Source organism: Leptolinea tardivitalis, from assembly GCF_001050275.1.
GTDB lineage: Bacteria > Chloroflexota > Anaerolineae > Anaerolineales > Anaerolineaceae > Leptolinea > Leptolinea tardivitalis.
Genome location: NZ_BBYA01000010.1, coordinates 270526 through 294939 on the forward strand (window position 1 = coordinate 270526; position 24414 = coordinate 294939).

The 24414-nt window shown below is 45.0% G+C and carries 26 protein-coding genes; 12 read left to right on the forward strand and 14 right to left on the reverse strand.

Annotated elements, in window-relative coordinates; translation table 11 throughout:
* The first annotated feature begins 156 nt into the window (after positions 1-156).
* Genes LTAR_RS10760 through LTAR_RS10775 form a run of 4 tightly spaced genes read left to right on the forward strand, consistent with a single transcriptional unit; the run spans position 157 to position 4890 of the window.
* Positions 157-2073 (forward strand): KAP family P-loop NTPase fold protein, encoded by a 1917-nt coding sequence (locus LTAR_RS10760; protein WP_062422249.1) that lies wholly within the window; start codon positions 157-159, stop codon positions 2071-2073.
* An 8-nt stretch (positions 2074-2081) separates the two neighbouring features.
* Entirely contained in the window at positions 2082-2813 is a 732-nt protein-coding gene (locus tag LTAR_RS10765) for a Qat anti-phage system associated protein QatB (protein ID WP_062422250.1), read from the forward strand.
* Positions 2814-2817: 4 nt separating this feature from the next.
* Positions 2818-4140 (forward strand): Qat anti-phage system QueC-like protein QatC, encoded by a 1323-nt coding sequence (qatC, locus tag LTAR_RS10770; RefSeq protein ID WP_062422251.1) that lies wholly within the window; start codon positions 2818-2820, stop codon positions 4138-4140.
* The gene (locus LTAR_RS10775; RefSeq protein WP_062422252.1) at positions 4141-4890 is read left to right on the forward strand and encodes a TatD family hydrolase; all 750 of its coding nucleotides are present in this window, start codon (positions 4141-4143) and stop codon (positions 4888-4890) included.
* A gap of 89 nt (positions 4891-4979) precedes the next feature.
* On the opposite strand, the gene LTAR_RS10780 is transcribed toward LTAR_RS10775, so the two are convergent.
* From LTAR_RS10780 to LTAR_RS10795, 4 genes are all read right to left on the reverse strand, one after another.
* A complete protein-coding gene (locus LTAR_RS10780) occupies positions 4980-6293 on the reverse strand; it encodes a hypothetical protein (RefSeq protein ID WP_062422253.1) in 1314 nt (437 codons plus the stop codon).
* A complete protein-coding gene (locus LTAR_RS10785; RefSeq protein ID WP_062422254.1) occupies positions 6275-6817 on the reverse strand; it encodes a hypothetical protein in 543 nt (180 codons plus the stop codon). The genes LTAR_RS10780 and LTAR_RS10785 overlap by 19 nt, the downstream gene beginning before the upstream one ends.
* Positions 6804-7250: a single-stranded DNA-binding protein gene (locus LTAR_RS10790; protein WP_062422255.1), complete on the reverse strand. Its 447-nt coding sequence runs from the start codon at positions 7248-7250 to the stop codon at positions 6804-6806. The genes LTAR_RS10785 and LTAR_RS10790 overlap by 14 nt, the downstream gene beginning before the upstream one ends.
* Positions 7251-7334: 84 nt before the next feature.
* Positions 7335-9476, reverse strand: a complete 2142-nt coding sequence (locus LTAR_RS10795) for a DnaA N-terminal domain-containing protein (protein WP_158423431.1) — start codon at positions 9474-9476, stop codon at positions 7335-7337.
* 96 nt (positions 9477-9572) lie between these two features.
* On the opposite strand from LTAR_RS10795, the gene LTAR_RS17155 reads away from it, so the two are divergent.
* Positions 9573-9734 carry a hypothetical protein gene (locus tag LTAR_RS17155; RefSeq protein ID WP_158423432.1) on the forward strand — a complete coding sequence of 54 codons (162 nt, stop codon included), beginning with the start codon at positions 9573-9575 and terminating at the stop codon, positions 9732-9734.
* A 13-nt stretch (positions 9735-9747) separates the two neighbouring features.
* Here LTAR_RS17155 and LTAR_RS10800 read toward each other — a convergent pair whose 3' ends face one another.
* The 10 genes from LTAR_RS10800 to LTAR_RS16905 all read right to left on the reverse strand — a co-directional run bounded on the left by LTAR_RS10800 (position 9748) and on the right by LTAR_RS16905 (position 18558).
* Positions 9748-10461, reverse strand: a complete 714-nt coding sequence (locus LTAR_RS10800) for a hypothetical protein (protein WP_062422257.1) — start codon at positions 10459-10461, stop codon at positions 9748-9750.
* A gap of 8 nt (positions 10462-10469) precedes the next feature.
* Complete coding sequence (locus LTAR_RS10805) at positions 10470-11240, reverse strand: ParA family protein (RefSeq protein ID WP_062422258.1); 771 nt, start codon at positions 11238-11240, stop codon at positions 10470-10472.
* Positions 11237-11842, reverse strand: coding sequence for a hypothetical protein (locus LTAR_RS10810; protein WP_062422259.1), 606 nt, complete (start codon positions 11840-11842; stop codon positions 11237-11239). Before LTAR_RS10810 ends, LTAR_RS10805 begins: the two co-directional genes overlap by 4 nt.
* Before the next feature lie 1352 nt (positions 11843-13194).
* Entirely contained in the window at positions 13195-13557 is a 363-nt protein-coding gene (locus tag LTAR_RS10825) for a metallophosphoesterase (protein WP_062422262.1), read from the reverse strand.
* Positions 13558-13793: 236 nt separating this feature from the next.
* On the reverse strand, positions 13794-14321 hold the full coding sequence (locus tag LTAR_RS10830) for a hypothetical protein (protein ID WP_062422263.1): 528 nt from the start codon (positions 14319-14321) through the stop codon (positions 13794-13796).
* Positions 14314-15078 (reverse strand): ImmA/IrrE family metallo-endopeptidase, encoded by a 765-nt coding sequence (locus LTAR_RS10835; RefSeq protein ID WP_062422264.1) that lies wholly within the window; start codon positions 15076-15078, stop codon positions 14314-14316. Before LTAR_RS10835 ends, LTAR_RS10830 begins: the two co-directional genes overlap by 8 nt.
* Complete coding sequence (locus LTAR_RS10840) at positions 15068-15412, reverse strand: helix-turn-helix domain-containing protein (RefSeq protein ID WP_062422265.1); 345 nt, start codon at positions 15410-15412, stop codon at positions 15068-15070. Before LTAR_RS10840 ends, LTAR_RS10835 begins: the two co-directional genes overlap by 11 nt.
* 217 nt (positions 15413-15629) lie before the next feature.
* Positions 15630-15842: a KTSC domain-containing protein gene (locus LTAR_RS10845; RefSeq protein WP_062422266.1), complete on the reverse strand. Its 213-nt coding sequence runs from the start codon at positions 15840-15842 to the stop codon at positions 15630-15632.
* 10 nt (positions 15843-15852) lie between these two features.
* Positions 15853-17679, reverse strand: coding sequence for an AAA family ATPase (locus LTAR_RS10850; protein ID WP_062422267.1), 1827 nt, complete (start codon positions 17677-17679; stop codon positions 15853-15855).
* 189 nt (positions 17680-17868) lie between these two features.
* The gene (locus LTAR_RS16905) at positions 17869-18558 is read right to left on the reverse strand and encodes a type I restriction enzyme endonuclease domain-containing protein (protein ID WP_158423433.1); all 690 of its coding nucleotides are present in this window, start codon (positions 18556-18558) and stop codon (positions 17869-17871) included.
* A 914-nt stretch (positions 18559-19472) separates the two neighbouring features.
* Here LTAR_RS16905 and LTAR_RS10865 point away from each other — a divergent pair.
* The 7 genes from LTAR_RS10865 to LTAR_RS10895 all read left to right on the forward strand — a co-directional run bounded on the left by LTAR_RS10865 (position 19473) and on the right by LTAR_RS10895 (position 23847).
* Positions 19473-19853 carry an ArsR/SmtB family transcription factor gene (locus LTAR_RS10865; protein ID WP_236686602.1) on the forward strand — a complete coding sequence of 127 codons (381 nt, stop codon included), beginning with the start codon at positions 19473-19475 and terminating at the stop codon, positions 19851-19853.
* A 55-nt stretch (positions 19854-19908) separates the two neighbouring features.
* Positions 19909-20145 carry a thioredoxin family protein gene (locus LTAR_RS10870; protein ID WP_062422270.1) on the forward strand — a complete coding sequence of 79 codons (237 nt, stop codon included), beginning with the start codon at positions 19909-19911 and terminating at the stop codon, positions 20143-20145.
* A gap of 84 nt (positions 20146-20229) precedes the next feature.
* Positions 20230-21276: a permease gene (locus tag LTAR_RS10875; RefSeq protein WP_062422271.1), complete on the forward strand. Its 1047-nt coding sequence runs from the start codon at positions 20230-20232 to the stop codon at positions 21274-21276.
* Between the two features lie 15 nt (positions 21277-21291).
* On the forward strand, positions 21292-21894 hold the full coding sequence (locus LTAR_RS10880; RefSeq protein WP_062422272.1) for an FmdE family protein: 603 nt from the start codon (positions 21292-21294) through the stop codon (positions 21892-21894).
* A gap of 11 nt (positions 21895-21905) precedes the next feature.
* On the forward strand, positions 21906-22661 hold the full coding sequence (locus LTAR_RS10885) for a sulfite exporter TauE/SafE family protein (RefSeq protein ID WP_062422273.1): 756 nt from the start codon (positions 21906-21908) through the stop codon (positions 22659-22661).
* A gap of 12 nt (positions 22662-22673) precedes the next feature.
* A complete protein-coding gene (locus tag LTAR_RS10890) occupies positions 22674-23282 on the forward strand; it encodes an FmdE family protein (RefSeq protein ID WP_062422274.1) in 609 nt (202 codons plus the stop codon).
* Positions 23283-23415: 133 nt separating this feature from the next.
* Entirely contained in the window at positions 23416-23847 is a 432-nt protein-coding gene (locus LTAR_RS10895) for an arsenate reductase ArsC (protein ID WP_062422275.1), read from the forward strand.
* Positions 23848-24414 lie beyond the last annotated feature (567 nt).

Genomic DNA, 24414 nt, shown 5'->3' on the forward strand with positions numbered 1-24414 from the left:
CATTTAGTGCACACAGCGTGCACTAAATGGTTTGTTTCGTTAATATAATCGGAATTTGTAATTATTGCTCATTTCACGGTCAAATGATTATGCGGCGTTTATTATCAAGTGTAAAATTAACTTATTCCTGAGATTTTTCTAAAGGGAGATTAAATTATGTGGCCAGATAATGAAACCACTTTAGACCTTTTAGGATTTAAAGTCCATGCCGATCTAATTAAATCAGTAGTTATGGATGATAAACTTCTTCCAATAACAGTTGGAATTTTTGGCGATTGGGGAAGCGGAAAAACAAGCATTATGAAAATGCTTGAGCATGACCTAGACCCTGAAAATTATCCTGAAAAATCTCAAGAGAGAGATCGACTAAACGGAGTAGTTTGTCTTTATTTTAATGGATGGCTATTTGAAGGATATGATGATGCTAAGTCTGCTTTACTTAGTACAATCCTAATTCAACTTGGGAAAAATAAAAGGTTTGGTCCAAAGGTAAAAGAAAGTATTGTATCTTTATTGGAATCAGTGGATTGGATGCGTCTTGCCCGTCTTGGTTTTCGAGAAGTGGCAGTTCCAGCTTTACTAGCTTATCTCACAGGGGGTGTGAGCCTAATTCCATCTATTGTTGATGCAAGTAAGTCGTTGATTGGAATCGGAGAAAACAAAGCAGGAAGCGGAAACGAGTCAAAAATTGGATGGGAGGATGTTCTAAAAGGTGAAGGTAAAAAAGCTGGGCCAATGGATGTTAGGATGTTCCGAGAACGGTTTTCAAAGATGTTGGCCGATTCCGATATTCGATCTTTAGTAATATTAATTGATGATTTGGACAGATGTAGTCCTCAGAGAATTATTGATAACTTAGAAGCAATAAAACTTTTCCTTAGTGTTGACCGAACCGCTTTTGTAATCGGGGCCGATCCTCGTATAGTCAGACATGCCATATCTTCTATCTATAAACCAGAAGAAATTCGTGCCGAGTCTGGTGAATATGAACCTCAAACCGATATTGTTAATGATTACCTTGAGAAGTTAATCCAAGTTCCATATCGTTTACCACGCCTTTCCCCTGCTGAAGTACAAACTTATATGTCGCTGCTTTTTTGCAACCAGGCATTAGATTCCGACGCTTTTGGAAAATTACATGCCGTATATGAAAAACACTGTTCTGAAGATCGTTATAGTGTTTTTGGCTATGGAGCTATCCAATCAGCTTTTGGGGGAACACTAATGGAAGAGCTAACTACCAATTTAAAGTTTTGCGCCTCAGTATCGCCGTTGATTACCGAGGGTCTCAAGGGTAATCCTCGACAAGTAAAAAGGTTCCTTAATGCTTATGTTTTGCGCAGAAAATTGGCTGATGTAGCTCGGTTATCTAATCTAAAAGATGATATTTTAGTCAAGCTTATGGTATTGGAATATACGGAACCAAAACGATTTAACCAATTATACAAGTGGCAAGCATCTCAAGATGGTTTCCCAATAGAAATAAAAAAGCTAGAACAAATTTTGTGTTTACCGACTGGCAAATTGGATAATGAAAGTGATGCTAAAGAAGTAGCGGCGGAGTGGGGTGGTTTATTTTTGAGAAAATGGATAACAATAGAGCCTCGGCTTGGAGAAGTAGATTTAAGGGATTACTTCTGGATCGCACGTGACCGACTTCAATCTACACTTTCAGATGTTACATTAGTACCACCCTTTATCCGCCAACTTTTTGATGATCTTATTTCTGATAAACCTGGTCGAATATCAACTGCTTTACATTCCACACACGAAATTAGCACTGATGAAATTGATTTACTGTTAGCTCTATTCGAACATCATGTTGAACAATATCCAGATGATAAAAAAGGTTATGACGGTCTGAGATTATTAATTGAAAATGATATATCTAAGAGCGCTGAGATGTTGGCTAAACTTCTTACATCAATCCCACCCGATTCAATCCCGCCGGCTGTTGGGGTAGATTTACTTATATTAATAAAAGTAAAACCAAATTTAGAGGATATATTTAAAAGTCCACTTGATTATTTGCGCACTACAAAATCGATGATCGCAGCTGCTCTTCTTAATTAGGTGATAATATGGGAACTTCAAAAGGGTATCAGGCACCTACAACACCCCAGTGGGGAAAGCAAAAGGGTGACGTGACAAGGGCTTCACGGAACGGAGCTGTGTCTCAAGAAGTTGCGCGAGATATAGTTCGTGGTTATATTCAAGCTAATGGTGGGTCTGAAACGGTATCGCAAGGTGGTGGGACAATTGGTGGAAGTCGTTCAGTACAAAAAACAGGGCAAAGGTTAGCTGGATTTGTAAGTTCTGTAGCCAGTCGTGGTTTAGAAAAAGCTTTACAAGATGAAGGCCTTTCAGATCTTATTGGTCATCCCGCAAAGGAAGTGGCATTAGCTTTAGCTGACCGATTATGCGAAGATGGTAGTACTCTTGATGAAGTTGATACCCGCAATGCTCTTTCTGACTTAATGGACGAATTACTAGAAAAAGCAGAAACCTACGAAGAAGTCAAGGAAATATTTGAAAAAACAATCCAAGTTAATGAATTGGGAAATTTATTGACAAGATTTTTTGGCCATTATTTATATCGACAATTTTGTCGAGTGTTTTACGAGAGGTTGGTAACAAGACATGGGGAAAAGAAAGCATCTGGTTTTTTAACCAGCATCAAAGATATGATCTCATCTTTAGTTCGTTTGAAGACCTTTGATAAAGACCTCTCTAAGATAAATTGGATAGGAGAGGAAGGGGCTTCTCTTGCAGATAGTATTTTAGAGCAGACATATAAAGTCTTTGATAGGTGAGAAGATGAAAATTAATCTTGATATTACACCACCTCAAAAGCCCCATTCATTTGCAACTATAAATTTACAAGAGAATGGGAATTCATGTACTCTCAACCTGGAATATCCCAAATTAGAAAAAGTAACGAGTGATATAAATGATGTCTTATTAGATCTTGTTTTATTAGCGAACACGGTATATGCAGTGGATAGATGGATTATTAGAGAAAAAGCACCAGATAATTGGACACGAAATTTATCAGTATGTTTGCCAGTCTCAAATCCAGGCAAATGGAATCTAACTCAACCCGAGTTGAATAAATGCCTTTCTTTTCTTACAGGTGATTTTTGGGAAATAAAATTTGAAAAACGAAATACATCATTGGTCTTAAAAAATCAAGAGCAGCTTCCGCTACCAATAATTAGAGGGCAAGCTGTAAGTCTTTTCTCTGGGGGGCTCGATTCGCTTGTCGGGGTAATTAACTGGTTGGAAGAAAACAAAGATAAATCATTGGCTCTTATTGGACATCATGATCCACGTATGGCTGGCCCACTTTCTGATCAGGAAGGCACTTTAAGAATTCTCAAGGACTGTTATCCGGGAAGGCTTAATGATATTTTAATCGCTGTTGGCGCAAATACAGGTAGTGACACAACTCTTCGCGGCCGATCATTTTTATTTATCATTTTAGGTATTTATGTAGCAAACTCCATTGGTATTACAACACCATTAATTATTCCGGAGAATGGTACGATGGCATTAAATGTGCCCTTAACTCCTTCGCGTGGTGGATCCAGTAGTACTAGAACTGTACACCCATATTATTTACTATTAATTGACAAAATATTGAAAACCCTTGGAATTACGAATCCGATTAGCAATCCATTGGCTCTTAAAACTAAAGGGGAAGTTCTTGCGAGTTGTCTAAATCAAGCTGTTTTGGAAAAAGCTATACCTTTTACGGCCTCCTGTTCCAAGCGGGGTCATAATCGTGAATGGATTCGTCGACAAGCTGGACAGTGTGGTTTATGCATTCCTTGTATTTACCGGCGGGCTGCGCTTCACCATATTGGTAAAGACAATGAAATTTATGGAAGAGATATATGCAAAGGCGAGGTTAACATTCATTCAAAGCTAACTCTTGCTGATGATCTACGTGCATACTTATCATTCATTAAAAGTAACCCGACAGAAGACGAAATAAAGCAAAGATTATTAGCTAACGGCAGATTGGATTTGAATGATTTAGATGAATATGCCGATGTAATAATTAGAGCTATGGAGGAAGTCCGAGATTTATTTAGAGACAAAGCCATAAATGAAATTAAAAATCTAGCTGGAGTGTAAATGAATTGCGTACTAATAGACACCCATTGCCATTTAGATTTCTATAAGAATCCTGAGCGGGTAGCTCAAAACATGGAAATGCAGGGTGGTTATGTAATTTCAATGACTAACCTTCCAAGTCACTATGTTTTTAGTCAACCTCATGTTAAACCTTTTAAAAAAGTTCGCCTTTCTTTAGGTTTACATCCGCTAGAAATAGAGCGACATACAAACCGTGAATTTGAAATTTTTTCCGAAATGGTTGACACCACCTCATATATTGGAGAGGTGGGGTTAGATTTTTCACGCGAATGGAAATCTAGTTCTGAAAGACAAATTCGTAGTTTGAATTTTGTATTAGGCCTACTAAATCAAAAACCAAAGTTTGTTTCTCTGCATTCAAGAGGTGCAGAAAAAGAAGTCTTAGATATATTAATCGATAATAAAATTCAGGTCGCAGTTTTTCATTGGTATTCGGGCTCGATTACTACCCTTGATGTGATACTTCAGAAGGGGTTTTATTTTTCTATAAATCCATCAATGATTAAGTCCAATCAGGGTAGAAAAATAATTTCTTACATTCCACGCGATCGAATATTAACTGAAACAGATGGTCCATTTATATCCATCTACAATAAACCAGTCGAGCCAACCAGTGTTGTCGATGTTATCCGCTTTTTGTCCCAACAATGGGAAATATCTTATGATGAAGCAATGTGCCAAATATATTCAAATTTCAAAATTCTAATGGATAAGATAATCCAAAAATAATAAGCCGCTTTAATAATATCCACGCCGTTCCCCCTTAAGACTTTAGGGGAACAACCGGATAAGAACGCCCTACCAGGTTGTTCCCTCTTTCATTTTCCCCGCCTTACCGAAAGCCATATACCACCATCCTTTTCAGACCGTTTTCCATTCCGGAGCCCATGTAAGTTGGTTAAAAACGAGTTGTAGTTCAGCCCACCCAAAGCCAGGTTGATCTCCCCCTGGATTGCTCTTTGACCAGTCAGGTTGTCGCAAAAAACGTACAGGTTGCCGTTGGAAGCCTCATACAGGTTGATCCATTTTTGCTTTCTGGACATCTTGTCCTTATGTACATCCCGTTCCACTTCGATAAATATCAGTTCCCCGGTTGTGGGGTCAATGGCTGAAATGTCCGGAATGAATGAACCGCCATTGGATAGTTGAATCTCTTGAACCTGCCCTTTAATCAGGTAACCCGCATCCACAAGAAACTCTGCAGCCTGGATGTTTAAAATCGTATGCTCCGGAGAAGAGTGGCATCGGATCAGCCGGTCATACTCGTTTCCAATGGGTTCATGCCCTGCTAGAGCCTGGTAAACAAGTTTTCCCTCTTCGGTCAACCGAAGTACATCCGGGCTGTTCCCGCCAGAGCTGGATCCTTGCTCAGGCATACCTTCAATTTTTTCGATCAAAATGGGATGGCAGTTTTCTTCCTCGACGAGAAGCCGGCTCACCGCTTCATCCAGGCTGTTATTATCCATAGACAGGGAAAGCCGTTTGGCCATTTCCTTGGTGATGGATGGACGCAGCGCCTTACCGGTATCGCCCATGACCAGAACGGCAACAGAACTTTTTTCAAAGCCTTTCGACGCCTGCCAGGATTTTATCCAGATCGGAAGTGAAGCTAAATTATCGGGTGTGACAGGAACCTCGGCAACTGACCGGGTTCCTGTCACTGTCTGGTTTAGAACATCCTTTTGTGCCTGGCGGAGGGCCGAAAGATGAGAATTGAGATTGTTGTTTTCACCTTGTAATTTTTTATTGGCTTCCACCAGACCCATATTCACCTGTTCAAGTTCTGAATATTTCTGGCCCAATTCTTTCAACTGATGCCGGATCTCGTTTAATTCGCCAGGCTTTTCTTTCCTTTTGACATCATCCATCAAGGCCCGCATCCGGATGTGAATCAGGTAAGCAAGATCGTCGTCGGCAAGCTTTTCCAAGGGGTGATTGGATTTTTCGCAGGCTTCGTCATAATCCTGATCCAGGAAGCGGAGAAGCTTGACCAGGTGTTGGTGAGCGGTCTCCCACATCTTTTGCCAGTTGGTTTGCATTTTTTGATCGTGCTCCTCGCTTTGACCGATTATGTCTCTGGAGATTCGCATGGATTGGTTACGTTGAAAATCCTCTAATGAGATTTCAGCCATTGGTTGGCCTCCAATTCTGATTTCATCTTCCGGGCTTCTTCCAACTTTTGGGTCGCCGTATCCTGATTTTTCTTTTCAGGGGCGCTTACCCATTGCAAAGCGCTGCGCGCCGCTTCCAGATAAGTAAGCGATGTCGAAAGCATCTGTTCATGGATTCCCATGCCAATGGGAGGCACGCCGGTGCGGTCCACCCGCTGGGCCAATTCCACCGCATGCTGCAGGGTTTGTTGGGCAGATCTGGATTGGGTAAACAAATCACCCTGTTGGTCAGTGGCGATCACATGCGCAATTTCTCCATCCAGAATGGCTAATTCGGAAATCCAGGACTGGGCAGACCGCCGGTAATCTTCCACAGCTTTTACTTCCGGCAGCAACAGCACCGGTTTTCCCTGGTCATCGAGCGGTGAGATAAACACGCCGATAATCGTGAACAAGACTGCAATTCCCAAAAGGATCCATCCAAATTTTTGCAGCTTCTCTTCGGATACTTGAATAATGGATTCATCCGGGTCATTCTGCATCATGAGCATATTCCCCGGTTTCAAGAATTAATTTAACCGCTTCCAGATCGCTGGATGCGGAGCCATTTCGTTTACTCCGCTGTTTCAACTCGGCGATGACCTGTTTCCCGCGTTCATAATCGATATTGCGAATGAATTCAATTCGCTCGGCGACCACCTCAAAAACCGGCGTGGTGGTATTCGGCCGGCTGCGCATCTGGATATGACCTTCCACACCGATCCGGCTGCCTTTCTGAACGTGCCCATACACCAGCTCGGCCAGTGTGCCATATACCAGAACGCGAAGTCCCTTGACCGGTTTGGCTTCCGGGCTGCCATCGATCATCAGGTATAGCCGTAAATAAGGAACCGGGTCCTGGTTTTCGGGTCGCAGATAATCAAAATAAATATCACCGGTGATATCGCCGCGTTGCCATGTAAAATTGCCTTGTGCCATTGTGAAGACTCCTTTTTGTGTTTTGAAAGATTATTTCTGTGGATACCAGCAGCCCTGCTGGGCATTGTTACTAATCTCGACGACTTAACTACTCATCCATGATTCCTCCTGGATATCTAATCTCAATCCGAGTGCATCCGCCAGAAGACGAACCCGGTCACGTTTTACTTGAGCAAATAACATTCGCCAGTTTCGGTCGGACGGAGAGCGGAACGTCAGCTCCTGTTCGATCAACCCGGCCAATTGATGAGGTGGGTATGCTGCCAATCGTTCACTTGCACCGCCGGCGTTGGTTTCGGGATTCTCTTTGAGTTTGGCAATAGCCAGGCTATAAGGGTTCTGGATGCTCGCCTGGGATGCGCCATGAATCACCCAGGAGACAAAGGCCTGGGCATCCTTTTCCTGATTCAACAGGATTTGACGGTTTTTCTTGTCGGCCCGAGCCAATAATTTTTCTAAGTCCCAATTTCCGTTGGAATCGGTTACCACCGCCACCGCTTGAAGCTCAGGATCATCGGCGGACAAATTCGACGAATCTTGGGTTGAGGAGGTATCTTTCTCTTTTTGGGAATCTTTAAAGCGTTTAAGAGTCTTTAAAAGAGTCTCAAAACAATCTTTGCATTCCAGGTCGAGCGTCTCAAAACAATCCTTGAGGATAGCGGTGAGAGTCTCAGAACAACCATTGGTTGAGTTTGACAGTCTCAAAACAACCTTTGACCCATTTTTGACAGTCTCAATCCAATCATTGAGGTCCGTGTTAACCTCATCCACCCATGAGTAAAGCTCATCCAATATGCCCTGATCTTCGCAATCAGCCAGCAGCGACGAGGCTGCCCGCCAGATCATTTCATGTTGAGGGGTCAGGGGATCGACGCGCTGCACCTTGAACTTCCAGGCATAACTTCCCGATGAATTCACGCGGTGGTCGGTACGGTCTACAAACAACCCTAATAAATCCTGGATGCGTTGGCGGCGAGCAAATTCTTGATCGGTGCGGTCGGTCAGTTCGTCTTTCCGTTTCCCGCGATCAATCTTGGCCGGCAACCAGGTAGCCACGGTGCGCGGATTCTTGATCCCCAATCGTTGGGCAATTGCCTCATAGCCGCCTTCGATCCAGACCTCATCTCGTAGCTCTCCAGTCTCATCGTTGAAGTAACACAAATTGCGCAGGATCAGAATCAACATGGCTGCATCTGGTCCCAGGGCCGGCAGCCAGTTTTTGAGAAAATACCAGCTGACCAGGATGAATTCTCCCTGAGCTAAGATGCGGTCTGCCAGTTGATCGGCAAGCGTGGCAAGCTCTGGAGTAAGCCGGCGCCCTACCAGATCGCGGACAATCTCCTGGACGGTCAGGTAACGAGGTTGCATAGTTTCAAAGTTGTCCGGAGGCAGGCGGGTGGGGTAGCTCAATATTTGTTTTGGATCCGCGGTAACTGCCGCTTGAAGCGCTGAAACGGGTGATTCACGAATCCCGTGATCCAGCAAGAAAGATTTCAAATCATCAGCATCTCCTGGCATCAAAGGGGTATCCAAAAGGACGTATTTATTGGATGACTTTTTGGCACGTCCGGTACGTTTGTCCACCTCGTGATCTGTTTCGTTTTTTCTAGCAAACCAATACAGGGTGCTGCCAGGTTGTAATAAACGAAAGAATTGCGCCCGGCTGATTCCGGCCCATTGGCAGACCTGTTCAGCCCGGACAGATACTTTGTTATTCCCCTTTTGAACCTTTCCCCCGGAAGCCAGGTAATATTCCTGCCATAGGGCCATCACCACAAAAATGACTTGTGATTGAACGTAAGGTAGCCAGCGGAGAAAATAGACCGGCAATCGAACCACGCGCCCGGGTTCAAGCAGAGAATCACGAATAGATCGGTATAAGATATCCAATTCAACCGGATCAGAGTCGATTTCCGATGAATATTCATCGTCCTCGTCGCTGGAGTTGCCCAGATCATAATCCTGGTCCTTCACAATAAAGCGGACTTTGATTTCCCGGTTCATCACCCCACAAAGAAATCGCTCCAGGGTCGAGGTTAATCGATCCGCCAGCCAATCCCGACCATAGGAGTTCATGCAGCTGATTACAAACGTGCCATCGTTGAAATCCTCCAGGCAAGCCGGTTTGACCCAGGTTTCAAATGCGGCCCGCGACATGTCCATTTGCAGGTTGGCGAGAGCTGCTTGCCAGGCTTTTTCCGGGGTGAATTCAATCGCTGCATCCATAAAAACATCCTTACCAACAAAATCACAATTTGTGAAATATCCAAAATACAGGCGGTTTCCTGGCCCAATCATTTCTAAGGATGTTTTCCACATCCCATGCAAAAGAAAAGCCTCAAAAGCCTTCCTGTTCAATCAACGTCAGCGGCAGCGTCTGCGTTACCGTCTGCGGCCTGTCAGCAGGCTGTCTGCGGCAAGTCAGCATTGCCGCAGACGTTCTTTTCATTCCTACAAAGCAAGTACAATTTTTCTCCGACATGAAAAGCCAGCAGGTTCATCGACCCTGAAATAAAGTCATGCCGATCATCTTTGGAGCCGGTTGAAGGGACAGACTTCCATTTCGGAATGCCTGTAATGCCTGTTCAATGAAAAACCAGACCACTTCACCCACCGGCAAGGTATGCTCATTCGCAATTGAACGGATCTTTTCCTTTAATAGGATCGGTATACGGTACGTTACGCGAATCTCCCAACGTGAGCCATCAGCTGGGCCCCTCTTGCCTTTCTTCCTTTTTGCTCCGCGTTCGTTCTTCATTGCTACCGGGAAAGCCTCATTCAGCCAGCCGTTGATTTTTTTACCTTGCGAAGGAGACACCAATGTTTTTCTCTCACCTTCCGGGAACAGGGTCATCCGCTGTGCTTTGGGATAAGCAATAAGCGCGAGCTGGCCACACTGGTACTGCTTCACACCAAACTCCAAAAAGGCGCGAACAACTTCATCCCGGGGAACAGCAAGACCTTCGGCAATTTCTTCGATCCATTCATGACACTCCCGCGGGACGCCTCGATAGGTGACCGTTTCTGCGCGATGAGCCTGCTCCCAATCCCGGTTCCTTTTCTCCCTGCGCTGAGCGGTCGGGATCAAGTCCAAAGGCTGTTTAACATCTTGTTTTTCAGAGAACGCAGGCATATCTACGGAGCGGCCATCTTCATCAGCGTTCGACGAAGGGGTCTCTCGTAATCCGGAAAACGCATCTCGCCTGGCCATTGTTGCCCCTAATATTTCAGAACCAGGTCGGCTAACAGTTGGTATTCTTCCGCAGACCGCGAATCGGCGGCATACTCGAAGATGGTTTTTCCTTCAGACCAGCACTCCCGCAAGACTGTAGCCCGGTGAATCGGAGAAAGTACCTTATCCTGAAAGGTTCCCTGTAAGTCCACCAGAGAGTCGCGCGATTCGCGCGTGTTATCATAAAAGGTCGGCAGGATTCCCAACAACCCGCCATGCCAGTTCTTCTTATCTCGGAGGGTCTGGATCGTGCTTATCGTTTTGGATAAGGAGTCTAGAGATGCAAACTCTGTTGCCGTAGGAACGATCACCAGGTCAGCGGCCCAGATGGCCCGCTCCTGCAAACCGCCAACGGATGGCGAGGTATCAAAAATAATGTACTCAAACCGGTCCCGCGTGAATGTTTTTAACAGGTTGCGAATATAGGAGATGGGCTGCTCCTGAACGGAGAGGATCATCTGGGCGGAGGAAGTCATGGAATTGCCGGGGATGAGTTTCAGGTCATCACGGCCCGTTTCTCGAATCCACTGCCTGACAAAGGTGACTTCGCTGGGGGAGGCCGGTTGAGTCGTCAGGAAATAGTAAGCACCCATCTGGCCATCCATGCCTAACTTGGTAGCGCATTGACCCTGTGGGTCAAGGTCGATCAATAAAACTTGTTTGTTCTCCAATGTCAGGCTGTGCGCCAGATTGACAGCTGTGGTAGTTTTTCCAACGCCGCCTTTCTGGTTACTGATCGTAATAATTTTGGTCGTCATTCTGAACCTCCTTGGGGGATTTGCGTCATTTCGCCTTCATCAATGAAGCGAAGCTGTGTACCACCTTCATGTCCATGGACGGCAATCACGTCATTGAGAGTCTGGTAAACGCCCATGGCATATGGCTCTCTCAACCAATGGATGACCGATAATCCATCCGAAAAGACGGTGCCTTCCGCGACCACTCCGGTGCCCGAGACGCCGGTCACATCTTTGATGCGGAACAGGATGAACCTGCGCATCCGGCTGATAGCTGAGTTATGGAGATTGGGTTTTGTCAAAGTTTTTCCTTTCCTGTTTCTTTCTCTTGGCTTTCGAACAAGCACTTTGTTATTCGTGAGATCTAAAAGTTTTCCTTTTTCAAAGGTCAGGCGGTGACCGGTCAGCCTATGTTCAAACACGATCCCATCAGGCCAGGTGGATTTTTCATCGCGATCCAATCGCAAATCCACCATGCGGAATAAACCACCGTAGAACAGACCAGGTTCATCCGCTGACCGGGTAGGATCAACGATCACTTTCCAGTCATACCCGGTGATGTCTCGGCCAACCTTACTTTCACTCTGGAAGAAATGTCCTGTTATCCTTCTGCAATAATCCAAACAGCCTCCTTTCTTCCTGGCAAACAGGCGTGTGAATAGATGGGCAGGGAATGGATTAATCCTTGTCTTTCGATCAAAATGAATATGATATTTTCAAAATTTTGGTAACCGCTGTATCGTTGGGCTCGTTGATTCCAGGTTTAACCGGTCAACTCACGTACTCCCCCTGCAGCGGAGTAGAGGCGGTTTTAATGGCTGAATCCATTCCAAAAAGGTGGAAAAATGGCAAAAAAGTGCTTGACTTCCCCCACAAAAAGACTTACTATACGAACGCTGATCAACAACCGTAGTTTGCAATGGTCGACGGAACCGGAGTACTATTAACTCGCTAAATCGCCTGGTAAGGAGGTCAACGGTCCCGAAACCAGGTTCCTCCCTCATAACCCGGAGGTCAGTGGTTCGAATCCACTCCCCGCTACTAAGAGAAATGCCGAAAGGCACTATCCACATTAACGTCAGTCTGCAAGGGCTGGCGTTTTCGATTCTTTCGGTAGTTCCCTGGCTAAACCATTCAGAGCAAGAAATACCCACAGGGGGTACAGGTGTCCACTCCCCGCTACTATTTTCCATGCGCTGATTCCGTAAAGGAAAATGCTAATTAGTTCATTGTTGAGAGTTACTTTGCCAACAATTACCAGGTAATGCCTCTTCGGCATCCATATCACTGGGCGGAATGGGATCGGACATCAAAGTCGCCAAATGGTTTGATAGTTACTCTTTACTCATTAAGAAGGTCGCCAGGGAAAACGAAAAGCGACCGGCATAACAAAGTTCTTTGTTATGCGGCCGCTCCTACGATTTGATGGATGTCCAGGGAGATCAGCGACTCGAAACGATACCATTTTTATTCTACAAAGAAATCAGGCATGATCCAAGGTGGGCAGAGATCAGTTTATTCTTTATCCGATTGTTTGGCTGTTGGTATCAAAGTCAAGAAAAGACAGAAGTACATTTTTGACAGAAAAGTAAGCGTCTGTGTCCTCGCTGACATACCGCAGACGTTAATTGAACAGGGAGAACGCTGAAGCGCCTTTTACCGTAAAAAGGTATGGAAATACCATCTTGACCCATGGGAACAATGCGTACTTTGTTCCATCCACTTTGATCCCCTAGAGTCTTAAGGGGGAACGGGTCAGCGGAGTGACACATCGTTCTCTGTTGGATGGTCTTTGATGGTTTTGAGAATATCACCCAATCGCCAGGGACGATACCCCCTGACCTCAACGCTCATTTAGATATGGTTCGGTCCCAGATTGGAACCTTCAGGCAGCGGTGGAACATTATGGTATGACCATGTAGATTGATCCAACCATCTTCAAGAGGAACAATCGGGCGATGTGAAAAAATCAGTTTCATCTGATCGGATATCTGGACGTCAAGGAGTTTTTTATCAAGGTTACGCCACGGGTTTCACAATAAGATTTGCTGATCCGGTCATGGTTACCTTGGATCAAAAACAATCTGCCTTTTAACATGCCAGTAAGGAGGTCAAAATTGCTTTTATTGCCTAAGGCAAAATCACCCAGGTGCAGGACGGTTTCGTCAGGAGAAATCAGGTCATTCCAATTCTTGATAATCAATTCCTGCCAGTTTTCAGGCCGGCTGCAATACCTTCCGATATTCTCACGCCGAAGGCGCACAGGCGTGTGGAAAAAATGCGTGTCGGAAATAATCCAGGTATCGAGAGTGATTTCAAGTGTGTTGTCGGAGGTCATCCATTAATTATATTTTGAGATCTTCATTTTTTCTCTGACTAGTATTCACAGTGGAACGACCTGGCAGGTTGTTCACGGTAGGTCGTTCCCGTAGAGTCTTAGGGGGAACGATGTTAAATTGATTTACCCGTGCGCATGAAGCATTGGCAAGTCAAGGAACGAGGCCGCTAATCGGTCCTTGGGATAGGTTTCAACACCCGGAAAAATAATTACGACCTGGGCTTTCCATCCCCCGTTTATTTTCGGCTCGCCAGGAATTGCGTAAATGTGTCGGTGGGTAGCTTGCGGTTGCGCTGCAACATATCTCGCCAGATCACGTTGCCCTGGCCTTCGTTGATCAAAAGATGGTCCAGCGCCTCAACCATGATATCGGCGCTAGTGCGGTGCTGCAAGTTGAAGGACTTGATATAGGGCAGAATATCCCGCATGTTATTGCTTCCCAAGATGCCATTGTATTCCTTGGTAAGCACAATCGCGGCTGCCTCTCCACTACCAATGATCTTGTATCCCTGATCAGGATGTTCAGTAAGCTTCAGGTATAAGTATCCAGCGTCAGTACCGGCGATGATTTGGTACACCATGACTCGATTCGCATTCAACAAAGCATCCACCTTGTTTTTCATGAACTGCACTCTTCTTAATTCAAAATACACTTGCTGGGGAATGCCGATGCGACCAGCGTACAACTGGAGAACAAGGTTTTCCTGCCCAACACACAGAAATGTCGAAAGGCAGTCTGTATCCAGGAATAACGGCTCAGTCATACGCCTCCTGGTCTTCGGCTGCGAGGTTGTATACGATGTCGGCCCGGAAGGCATTCAGCAGCAGTTCTTCGTATTTGCCATTGGAGATCACATTGCCGTTGCTCAGTCGTTCAGCCAACTCGATGTAGCTTCCAGTAGTAAAATACTGCCGGTTCTCCGGGGTGGGGATGTACAACTCATCGCCAAACCCCAACTTGCGCGCCGAGGCGATGATGTCGGATTTGAGCGTGTTCGCGAAATCCAGGGAGATACAGCCATCCCCAACCAACCGGTAGAGAGTCGCCTGTCGGCTCATGCGGAAATGCTGTTCGATGCGCACGACATCTTCAACCGCCAAGGGTCTGCGCCCACCCTTTATCAAGTTCTTCTCGATGAAGCTGCGCAGCGCATCGTTTGGCGCGAGGAAGTATGAAGCAAAACAATCCGCATTCTTTTCTTCCTCATCCCTGCCAGCACCAATATCATTGCCGCAGATCACGGTGGTTATTTCGTCCTGGATGAACAGGTGATACAGCTCATGCGCGGCGGTGAAGCGCTGGCGGCCTAGCGTTCTGGTTGAATTGATCGCGACCAATTGTTCGCCGCTGCGCGTGCGCACGCACATGCCAGAGATGTGGTTGGAGAAGGGGTAAAAAACCAGCGTCAGGCGTTCTTGCGATTGCAGGATGGTAAAAACATCGATCGGAGAGGATAAGTCCTCTCCGAATCGTTTTCGAAGCTCATTCGCCTGGTAACTGAGCTCTGGCTTAGGCTTCATGCAGGTTCTCCCGTAAAATAGCATGCATCTTGTCCAGGTTCAATGCGATTTTTTGAATATCTGCAATGGCATTGAGATCTTCCACCTGAATTCCATTCGCCCTGAATGCGATTTGCAAATGCGCCACCGGTACGTCCTCATTCATCAAGTCACTCAGGGATACACCAAACAGGTTGCCAAGCCGTTCCAAATGATCCACTTGGAATTGGCGCTCGCCCTTTTCGCACTTCGAGATAGTGCTTTGATCCATTTCTAAAAACTGAGCGATGTGCATCTGGTTCAAGCCGGCTTTCTCGCGCAGCGCCTTGATCTTTTGTCCTATCGTATTCGTCATCGTGCCCCTCCTCCAGTGGTACCTTATTCTAGCACAATCTTGTCATATTTTCAACTTTTCTTAATGTTTATATATGACAAACCCAAATACCCCCAACAAGAGAAATTTCATAACCGATTACCTCGATGGTTAACTTATTTATCTTAAAACTAATTATCTACAGGAAAGATCTCATTTCCTACAGTTTCTAAGTGTTATTTGATTGAGCTGCCAGATATTACCCAATCCGACGATACGAGTAAGCATTCTTTATATTTTGGTGGAAATACTTGCCATGCGACGCTGCACTCATAAGCCCTTGATAAACACCCGCAGGTACATTGAAATATTGATAAACCCCTCCTGAAATAAATTCAATTTCTAGTGTTTGGGTTTGTGGATCATAGCCAACTGACCGCAGGTTACTTGATGCAACAGGTGTTCTTAACATATTTTCTCCTTTAGCCGACTCTGGCAATTTCTCTTGCCCTATTGAAAAGGTGAATAACTCGTTCTGGGATCATCTCGAGCGGACAAATGCTAGCCAATTTTTGCCCGTAGACAGGCTTCGTATTGGGAACATCACTTCCACCATTCTGATAAATTAGTCTCATTAATCTTTCGGAGAATTTCTTATTCGGTTCATTTCTTATGCCCGACAAATGTTCAGGTGCCCAAGGTTTGTTATCAATTCGAGGCCATACCAAGTTAAGACAAGAACAGATAGATTCATCTGAGAATGCATCTTCGAATTCTTTATGCCCAATCAATATTAAATAATCATCACCCTGGTCTCTTGTGAAACCTGCATTAATAAAATCCTGATTGGTTTGGGTATCACTATCCAAAAATGCAATAGTGAGTTGCTGTCGGTTTTTCCCAAGTAGTTTTAGAAGGCCTTTTTTGCCTCCATTACCTTCGATGTTTATCAAGCGGATGCCATCCTCTATCATGCTATGACCATACAAACGATGGTAAAAGATAGGTAAAGCATTTTCTTCGGTTGGACCCTCAATGATGATGTAACAACGTTCATAGAAAAGAATAGAGTTTGTAATGCCTAATTCAGCGGCAAGATTTACAAGAAAATCCTCAACATCCTGATCCTCTAAAGTATCGAGATAATTCACACTGGTCATACCACATTCACATAAACGCAATAGATTAATACTTGTAGCAGGAGCATGATCAATCATTGTAAGGCTATGAGTACAAACGATCACTTGTATTCTAGATTTTTCCTGGTAAACAATATCTCGGATCGTTCGATACATATGTCGTTGGGCTTCGTAGTGAAGATTGACGTCCGGTTCGTCATAACCACGTAATAGTGGACGAGTTTGTTGTTGGCCAAAAATTTCTCTCTCCCAATCAAAAAAAGCCATCAATAGCCGTCTTTTTGTTCCATCACCACATTTATTTAACCAATGAAATCCCCGCCCATCATCGATCGAAAATTGACCACTTTTCAACCCTCCAGAGAAATCTATTGTGGGATTGAATTCCACTCGTTGAACACGTTGGTTGTACCGTTGAACATATCCTAATAACTCCGACACCTTTCTATTTAGCTCAGTTTCAATGTCAGATTTTAGATCTCTTAGAGATGCAATTGGTTGACGCGTACCATTTTCATCGGTTTCAAATATTTTCGATTCATACACGGTTCGAAGAGTTTTCATCACAACATTTGTCGGATCTTGATAGTCAAGCGAACGGTAACGTTCGAAACGGGGAAGAAATTCCCGTAAAGCAGCCGGGGTAGTAGTTACCCAAGCGTCATGAAACGGAGTGTGTTGTTTATAATCTTCAATTCTTTGAATTTTTTCATCTTTATTCAACCTTCCCCCAACGACGATCCCGATTTCCTGGATGATTGCATCAAGGTCAGCTACTCTCAATGATGTCAAATCTTGATTGAGGATTTCCTGTTCATAACAGCGCCCGTTATACCAGGTCTCGCCACTGAGTCTTGTGAATCGTTTCTTCAAACGGAAAAATCCATCAGAAGATAGGAACTCTTGTGATATTGTTTGGCCATTATACGGATGAAAGGTTAGAACCGCCTCAATTTCATCTGCTCGGCTTTCTGGATTTCCATTACCTTCATCGAAATAGTAATAATCGCTATCTTCAGGTTGGTGTTCGTTCAAAATCAAGTCTAATAAATCCAGTACAGTGCTCTTTCCGGCATCATTTTCGCCAATTAAGACAGTTAATTCGCGAAAAGGTATCTTTACGTCTTTCAAACAACGAAAATTTTTGATTTCAATTGTGATGAGTTGCATGCCCCCTCCGGATAATTTGACTAGTTTTTGGTTTATATGATTAAATTTTCATTCCTAATTGGTTATTTTATCCAAATCTCTACAGATTTTTTATTAATGCGCATTTTCCCTGGAAATTAAGAGATTAAATTTGATTTTTCTCGCATTACTCTACGACTTTGTTGAATCCTAGAAGGCGACTCACTATCGCTACTGGTTATACACATTCTCCACTGCATCGGGATACTGCACATACACATGCTTGAACAATTCTTCTGCCAGGGTATTTACATCTTTGGGTGAGTACACATCCACCGGCAGGCCCGTTTGCTCATCGTACAGGTAATTGAAGATCAGGCTGCGGATCTGCGCCTTGGTCGTATCTTTGGCGCGCCAGTTATCCACCTTGCCAATTTCCGCCTTGATTTTCTCAATCAGCTCTTGAGCAATTTTCTTAACGCGATTTCGGGTTCGGGGATTGAGTTCGTTTTTCTTTTCACATAACAGGTCAAAGATGGCCAGGCTTTCTTCATCTAATCCTTCCCGAACAGAGCGTTGTTCTTCGTCAGATAACGCTTCGACCAGATTCAACAGTGCCTCAAACGTCTTTTCGATGGTCGCACGGTCGGTTTCCTGGTTGTATTCATCGACAATCTTTTGAAAGCGTTCTGAGAAATCCACCCGGCGTGGGTTACGGCGCAGCATAATTTCCAAACACTTCTCCACTCGCACTTTGAGGGTTTGAACCGCCAGGTTTTGGCGCGGGGAGTGCTCGAATTCCTGGCGCAGCTTTTGGATATCAATCTGGCTGATGTCAAACAACTTGCCAGAATCGCCTCCAGGCTGCCCGGTGGAGTAAACGCCAACCGATTGTCCAATCACTTTGTACGCATCGTTCAAAATGTCCGAAATGTCTTCCGGTTGGCGGTGATCCTCGACTTGTTCAAATAATGCTTCCAGGGCATCCTGCTGCTGTTTGTAGACCGGCCAGTACAGGCGATTTTCGCTGAGCAGGGTTTGAGAGAGTTCCAGAACTTCATGAACAGATGCGCAAAAAACGCGCCCGCGTTTCGTCGTTCAGACAGACAGCCTCTACTCCCTTTTGGATCAATTCCAGTTTGTCAAACCCCTCGGCCTCAATCAAATCACTCAGCTCAAAACCCAGTTCGGACAAGTAGGCCTCCAATTTCGCAGATGCTGCAATTGCAAAGAAATCCAGATTATGATAATCATGATTTCCTTATTTGTTATAGCACATCATAATAAATTAATGGCGACAGATTCTTTATAATATTTATTTCCCAATACATATAGCACCTGCTTGCCCCATCATCACCCCCAGGCTTTGACAGAATCAAACGGCCTTGAATCTCAAAGACTTTTTCCATCTCACAAAAATTCTACAAAAGAGGACGTTCATTCACCAAAACACAACCTTCTTCCTCCGGGTCGCAATAAAAGTCACTATTACGTGACGAATAACTCATAACCAAAGATCCTCAGCCAGGCTAAAATGCGGCGCTTGAGTGAAAAACGCTACGAAACCAGGAAAATCTCTCATAACCCGTGGTTCCCCGAACGGGCCGTCAGGGCAGGCGCATCTGCTCCCCGCCACAAAAAAAACACCTTGCCAGGTGATTTTTAGTGTTCAAATGGCACAAACCCTATATAGGGAACTAGGTCCACTCCCAGCTTCCGTAATCAAGACGACAAGAAATTGTCGTTTCGATTTATATATAAGCTAATTCCTTAATCAAATCAATTCTTTCCGACTAACTGTTGACAAAAAAGTGTATGGGGATATAATCATATTCATGGATTTGAATATGATTGAAGAGCAAAAAATTAATATTGATCCTCTGGATGCGCAAACACAGGTATTCAAAATTCTTACCCACCCGGCAAGGATTGCGATTCTCAATATCCTCAGAGATGGCGAGCATTGTGTCTGCCACATGGAAGCCTATTTGGGCCTTCGCCAGTCGTACATATCTCAACAACTTGCGGTATTGCGCGAAGCCGGTCTGATTCAAGACCGTCGTGATGGCTGGAACATATTCTATCGCGTGGTCAACCCGGATATCTACACCGTGCTGGACGCGGTTCAGAAATTGACAGGCCAGGCCGTTGGTCCTTCGAATCCTGTGGCGAGTTGTAATTGCCCGCATTGCATGGCAAAACAAAGCAGCGGATAAGCTGCTCTTTTTTTTGAACGATTATATACAGACTTTTGAATATGAAGGAGTACCTATGAAAAATATCAAAATTCTTGGTTCGGGCTGTGCCAATTGCAAGCGCCTGGAAGCAATGGCGCGCAAGGTGGTTGGTGATCTGGGAATAGAAGCGGAATTTGAAAAAGTGACCGATTATGCTGAGATTATGAAATATCCAATTCTCTCTACTCCTGGATTGGTTATTAATGAAAAACTGGTCTCTGCAGGCCGCATTCCGACTGAAGAACAAATCGAAACCTGGCTCAAGGAATAATTTATTCAGGCGGAAAACCAACTGGCTCCGCCTATAATTTTGCCTGAATATTATTCAAGCATTTGAATATGATAGGAATGTGATATGGATAATTCACTTACACACCCAGCCAAACAGAATCAACTACGCATTATTGCCCTGCTGGCATTAATCACCGCAGCCTGGTTTGCTGCTTATAACCTGATTCAGCCGTTGGCGGATTGGATTTCTTACAGCGCACTGCACCTGACTAAAGGCTCGCATCTGGGAGATGCTATCGCATTTTTCTTATACGATGTTCCCAAGATCCTCTTATTGTTATCCGGGATGATCTTTTTGATTTCTATTCTACGCACATTTTTCAGTCCAGAACGAACTCGTGCGTTGCTGGGTGGTAAGCGCCAGGGCATTGGGAATGTTCTGGCTTCGCTTCTTGGGATTGTCACTCCCTTTTGTTCCTGTTCAGCAGTTCCACTGTTCATTGGGTTCGTCGAAAGCGGGATTCCATTAGGAGTCACATTTTCCTTCCTGATCGCCGCGCCTACAATCAACGAAGTGGCAATTGTCATGCTTTTTGGTTTATTTGGATGGAAAGTAGCGGGACTTTATATCCTTTCAGGTCTGATCATTGCTATCATTGCCGGGGTGCTCATCGGTCGATTAAAGTTAGAACGCTATGTCGAAGATTTTGTCTGGCAAATGCAATCAACAGGTGGACTTCAAGAAGAAAAACTTGCCTGGACAAATCGAATTGAAAGGGCGTGGGAATCGGTCAAAGAAATCGTCGGGAAAGTATGGCTATATGTGATCGCAGGTATTGCCGTCGGAGCCGGAATTCATGGTTATGTCCCCGAAACTGCTTTAGTGGGGATTATGGGTAAGCAAGCCTGGTGGTCTGTCCCAGCGGCTGTACTTTTAGGTGTGCCGCTCTATTCCAACGCGGCTGGAGTCATTCCAATCGTCAGCGCTTTGATGGAAAAAGGAGCATCCCTGGGTACCGTATTGGCCTTCATGATGTCTGTGGTTGGGCTTAGCCTTCCAGAAACCATCATCCTGCGCCGCGTTTTGAAACCCCAGCTCATTACTGTTTTTATCGGAACAGTGGCATTGGCGATCATAATCACCGGGTATCTATTCAATCTGGTTTTATAGAGAAAAGAGGAAACGATGGACGACAAAGAAATCCTGGAAAAAGCCCTTGAGTTTCATGGTCACCGCTGTTGGGCAAGCGTGGCGGGCGTTCGCGTGGGATTGGCTGCCCTCGAAAAGCTGGGTATCAAGCGCTCTGGTGGCACGCAGCTATATGGCATCGTTGAAATTGGCGAAGAACACGGCGGCATGTGCTTTGGCGATGGTGTGCAATACGCCACCGGCTGCACCTTTGGCAAAGGCAATATCCGCAAGAATCCCCTGGGTAAACTTGGCTTCACCCTGATTGAGAAAGACACCAATCGGGCTGTGCGGGTGGTTTTCACCAGCACATTGCAGAAGCAAATTGCGGCATCCAAGTTCATGCAGCAGCGCGCTGCCGGTATTTCACCCGATGAAATCCCTCTGGAAGATCAAATGGAGCTGGTGGAATTGGTCTGGAATGCCCCGAAAGAAGAAGTGCTCAAAATCGGTGAGGTATTTGAATACCCGGGCAAATGGATCCCGGAAGTGATGGGCTTTAAACCCTGCGATCGCTGCGGTGAATTGACTGCCCTGGCCTATCTGCGTGTGGATGGAACCCAACACGTCTGCATCCCCTGCTCTGGTTATGACCGGTAAACGGTGTTGGTATGGCGATTGAAATCTATCTGATCAGCGCAGTTCTGGTGTTTGTCTTTTCTGGTTTGCTAGCCATGGCTGGTCTTGGAGCTGCTTTCCTGTTTGTTCCGCTGTTCTATTACCTGGGTATTCCCTTGGCAGAAGCCACGCCAACCGCTTTACTATTGAACGTGGTCAGTATGCTTTTTGCCACCATCAACTACTGGCGGGGAAAGCTGATTAACTGGCGGGTAGGGTTACCCGTATTGGTAACAGCAGTAATTCTTTCACCGTTTGGCGCTCGATTAACTGCCCAGGTCAACAAAATAGTGCTGTTAGGCCTGTTTGCTGCGTTCCTGGTTTTCGCTGGTTTCATGATGCTCTTCTATAAAGCGAAAAAACGCAACCAGGCACTTGGACGTTCGGTTGAAGTGGCAGCCGGTGCAGGGGTAGGCAGCGTTGCTGGTTTCCTGGGGGGATTGTTGGGCGTCGGTGGAGGCAACTTCATTTTGCCTGTTCTAAATTGGCTGGGTCTGGATGCCAAGGTAGCCGCAGGTACCACTGCCTTGGTGGTGGTATTCTCATCGCTTTCCGGGTTTCTGGGTCATGCGAGCATGGGGAACCTGGATCCGATCTTTCTTATTATCATGGCGGTAATGGCCGCAGGTGGATCCATTGTTGGATCGCAATTAATGAAGACCAAGATTTCCAACAATCAGTTAAAGAAGATCATCGGTGTGTTGTTGTTCGTTATTGCTGCCAAAATGATCTTTGATTTAGTTAAATAAAGAGAAAAGAAGATGAATCAAAATGATGAGTTGTATAAAGCTGGTTTATTGTTGCATGGTCACAAATGCCCGGCTATGCCGATGGGTTTGCGGGCTGGCGTAGCCGCTCTCAAAGCGTTAGGCGTAGAACGAGCCACGGATGGACAGCTTACTGCCCTTGTGGAGATCGACAGCGATCACTGCGCCACCTGTTATGCTGATGGTGTGATGATGGCCACCGGATGCACCTTTGGCAAGGGCAATATTCGCAAGTTGGGGTATGGCAAATTTGTGCTGACTCTGATTGATAATAAATCCGGTCGCAGTGTGCGGGTGGCCACCCGCAACGAGGTCATCAAACGCAATCAGGAATCTGAATTCATCCAATTCCGCAAGAAAGGCGTTCCCGCATCAAAGATTGCTGCAGAATTGATTAACCCCGCTGTTGATTTTATCCTGGCAGAATCAGATGAGAACCTCTTCAAAATTGATCCAATTCAGGAAATTAAACTTACCCCGGGACGCCCACACGATTTCAACACGCACATTTGCGAGGAATGCGGCGAGGTGATGGTGGAACGATACGCTCGAATTAAAAATGGAAAAACCGTCTGCATTCCCTGCGCGGAGAAATCAGCTTAACAGAGATGAAGAGCTCTTTGAGATAAAGTTAATCAAAGAGCTCTTCAATAAACAAAAATGTTTCAATAATTTGATTCAATTTTGTCAAATACTCATATTTGGGTATAATTTATAGCATTATCAAGGACAAAAGATGATTAACCCAAAAAGGAAAATCCTATTCTTGTGTATGGGCAATTCCTGTCGATCTCAAATGGCTGAGGCGATTGTCAATGCCCGGTATGGCGATCAGTGGGACGCTGTCAGCGCTGGAACAAAGCCAGCGGGGTATGTCCACCCTTATGCCATTAAAGCATTACAAGAGATTGGGATTGAACATAAAGGAACATCCAAGTCCATCGATCAATTTCGAGGGATAGATTTTGACCTGGTTGTCACCGTTTGCGATGATGCTGCTGAAAACTGTCCGGTCTGGCTGGGAAAAGGAAAACGTAAGCATGTGGGGTTTCCTGACCCAGCAAAGGCACAGGGTACAGAAGATGAGATTCTGGGAGTATTTCGTACGATTCGTGACGATATGTTGATCAGGCTGGAAGTATTGTTGAAAGAAAGTGATCATAAGTAAACTAAACCATATTAATAAATAATCAACTTTTTGAACGAATGACCTTTTGTGGTAGAGTATTTTTTGTGTTACCTTTACAAACCGCGAACAAACAATTGGATATTATGATCGTGATACTTAGACGGTCGTTCACTATTTCACAACCATCGTCGTCCGGGTCGCGATAAAAATCACTATCACGTGACGAATAACTCATAACTAAAGATCCTCAGGCCAGGCTAAAATGCGGCGCCTGAGGGAAAAACGCTCCGAAACCAGGAAAATCTCTCATAACCCGAAGGTTAGTGGTTCCCTGGACGGGCTGTCAGAGCAGGCGTATCTTCTCCCGGCTACTAATGGAAATGCCGAAAGGTACAATCCACAGTATTTCGTATTGAGAACAACTGGCGGCATATTTCAGTTTATGGAAAAATATGACCATAATTATGACTATGGTAGGTGTCACGCATTCTCATATATGAATATACTACCTTCGTATGTGAAGGTGAATGACCGGTATTCTCAATCTTCTATGATTAAATAAGGTGATTTCCTCCTAATAATTAAAGGTGGGAATCACCCCACCTT

Excerpts from the sequence above, each read along its gene's own strand:
- LTAR_RS10795 (WP_158423431.1), bottom strand. The coding sequence starts at position 9,476 with ATGGATGCAGCGATTGAATTCACCCCGGAAAAAGCCTGGCAAGCAGCT.
- LTAR_RS10825 (WP_062422262.1), bottom strand. The coding sequence starts at position 13,557 with ATGACCTCCGACAACACACTTGAAATCACTCTCGATACCTGGATTATT.
- LTAR_RS10850 (WP_062422267.1), bottom strand. The coding sequence starts at position 17,679 with ATGCAACTCATCACAATTGAAATCAAAAATTTTCGTTGTTTGAAAGAC.
- LTAR_RS10790 (WP_062422255.1), bottom strand. The coding sequence starts at position 7,250 with ATGGCACAAGGCAATTTTACATGGCAACGCGGCGATATCACCGGTGAT.
- LTAR_RS10800 (WP_062422257.1), bottom strand. The coding sequence starts at position 10,461 with ATGGCCAGGCGAGATGCGTTTTCCGGATTACGAGAGACCCCTTCGTCG.
- LTAR_RS10840 (WP_062422265.1), bottom strand. The coding sequence starts at position 15,412 with ATGACGAATACGATAGGACAAAAGATCAAGGCGCTGCGCGAGAAAGCC.
- LTAR_RS10845 (WP_062422266.1), bottom strand. The coding sequence starts at position 15,842 with ATGTTAAGAACACCTGTTGCATCAAGTAACCTGCGGTCAGTTGGCTAT.
- LTAR_RS10785 (WP_062422254.1), bottom strand. The coding sequence starts at position 6,817 with ATGATGCAGAATGACCCGGATGAATCCATTATTCAAGTATCCGAAGAG.
- qatC (WP_062422251.1), top strand. The coding sequence starts at position 2,818 with ATGAAAATTAATCTTGATATTACACCACCTCAAAAGCCCCATTCATTT.
- LTAR_RS17155 (WP_158423432.1), top strand. The coding sequence starts at position 9,573 with ATGCAAAAGAAAAGCCTCAAAAGCCTTCCTGTTCAATCAACGTCAGCG.
- LTAR_RS10875 (WP_062422271.1), top strand. The coding sequence starts at position 20,230 with ATGGATAATTCACTTACACACCCAGCCAAACAGAATCAACTACGCATT.
- LTAR_RS10775 (WP_062422252.1), top strand. The coding sequence starts at position 4,141 with ATGAATTGCGTACTAATAGACACCCATTGCCATTTAGATTTCTATAAG.
- LTAR_RS10890 (WP_062422274.1), top strand. The coding sequence starts at position 22,674 with ATGAATCAAAATGATGAGTTGTATAAAGCTGGTTTATTGTTGCATGGT.
- LTAR_RS10835 (WP_062422264.1), bottom strand. The coding sequence starts at position 15,078 with ATGAAGCCTAAGCCAGAGCTCAGTTACCAGGCGAATGAGCTTCGAAAA.
- LTAR_RS10760 (WP_062422249.1), top strand. The coding sequence starts at position 157 with ATGTGGCCAGATAATGAAACCACTTTAGACCTTTTAGGATTTAAAGTC.
- LTAR_RS10865 (WP_236686602.1), top strand. The coding sequence starts at position 19,473 with ATGGATTTGAATATGATTGAAGAGCAAAAAATTAATATTGATCCTCTG.
- LTAR_RS10765 (WP_062422250.1), top strand. The coding sequence starts at position 2,082 with ATGGGAACTTCAAAAGGGTATCAGGCACCTACAACACCCCAGTGGGGA.
- LTAR_RS10880 (WP_062422272.1), top strand. The coding sequence starts at position 21,292 with ATGGACGACAAAGAAATCCTGGAAAAAGCCCTTGAGTTTCATGGTCAC.
- LTAR_RS10870 (WP_062422270.1), top strand. The coding sequence starts at position 19,909 with ATGAAAAATATCAAAATTCTTGGTTCGGGCTGTGCCAATTGCAAGCGC.
- LTAR_RS10805 (WP_062422258.1), bottom strand. The coding sequence starts at position 11,240 with ATGACGACCAAAATTATTACGATCAGTAACCAGAAAGGCGGCGTTGGA.
- LTAR_RS10830 (WP_062422263.1), bottom strand. The coding sequence starts at position 14,321 with ATGACTGAGCCGTTATTCCTGGATACAGACTGCCTTTCGACATTTCTG.
- LTAR_RS10895 (WP_062422275.1), top strand. The coding sequence starts at position 23,416 with ATGATTAACCCAAAAAGGAAAATCCTATTCTTGTGTATGGGCAATTCC.
- LTAR_RS10780 (WP_062422253.1), bottom strand. The coding sequence starts at position 6,293 with ATGGCTGAAATCTCATTAGAGGATTTTCAACGTAACCAATCCATGCGA.
- LTAR_RS10885 (WP_062422273.1), top strand. The coding sequence starts at position 21,906 with ATGGCGATTGAAATCTATCTGATCAGCGCAGTTCTGGTGTTTGTCTTT.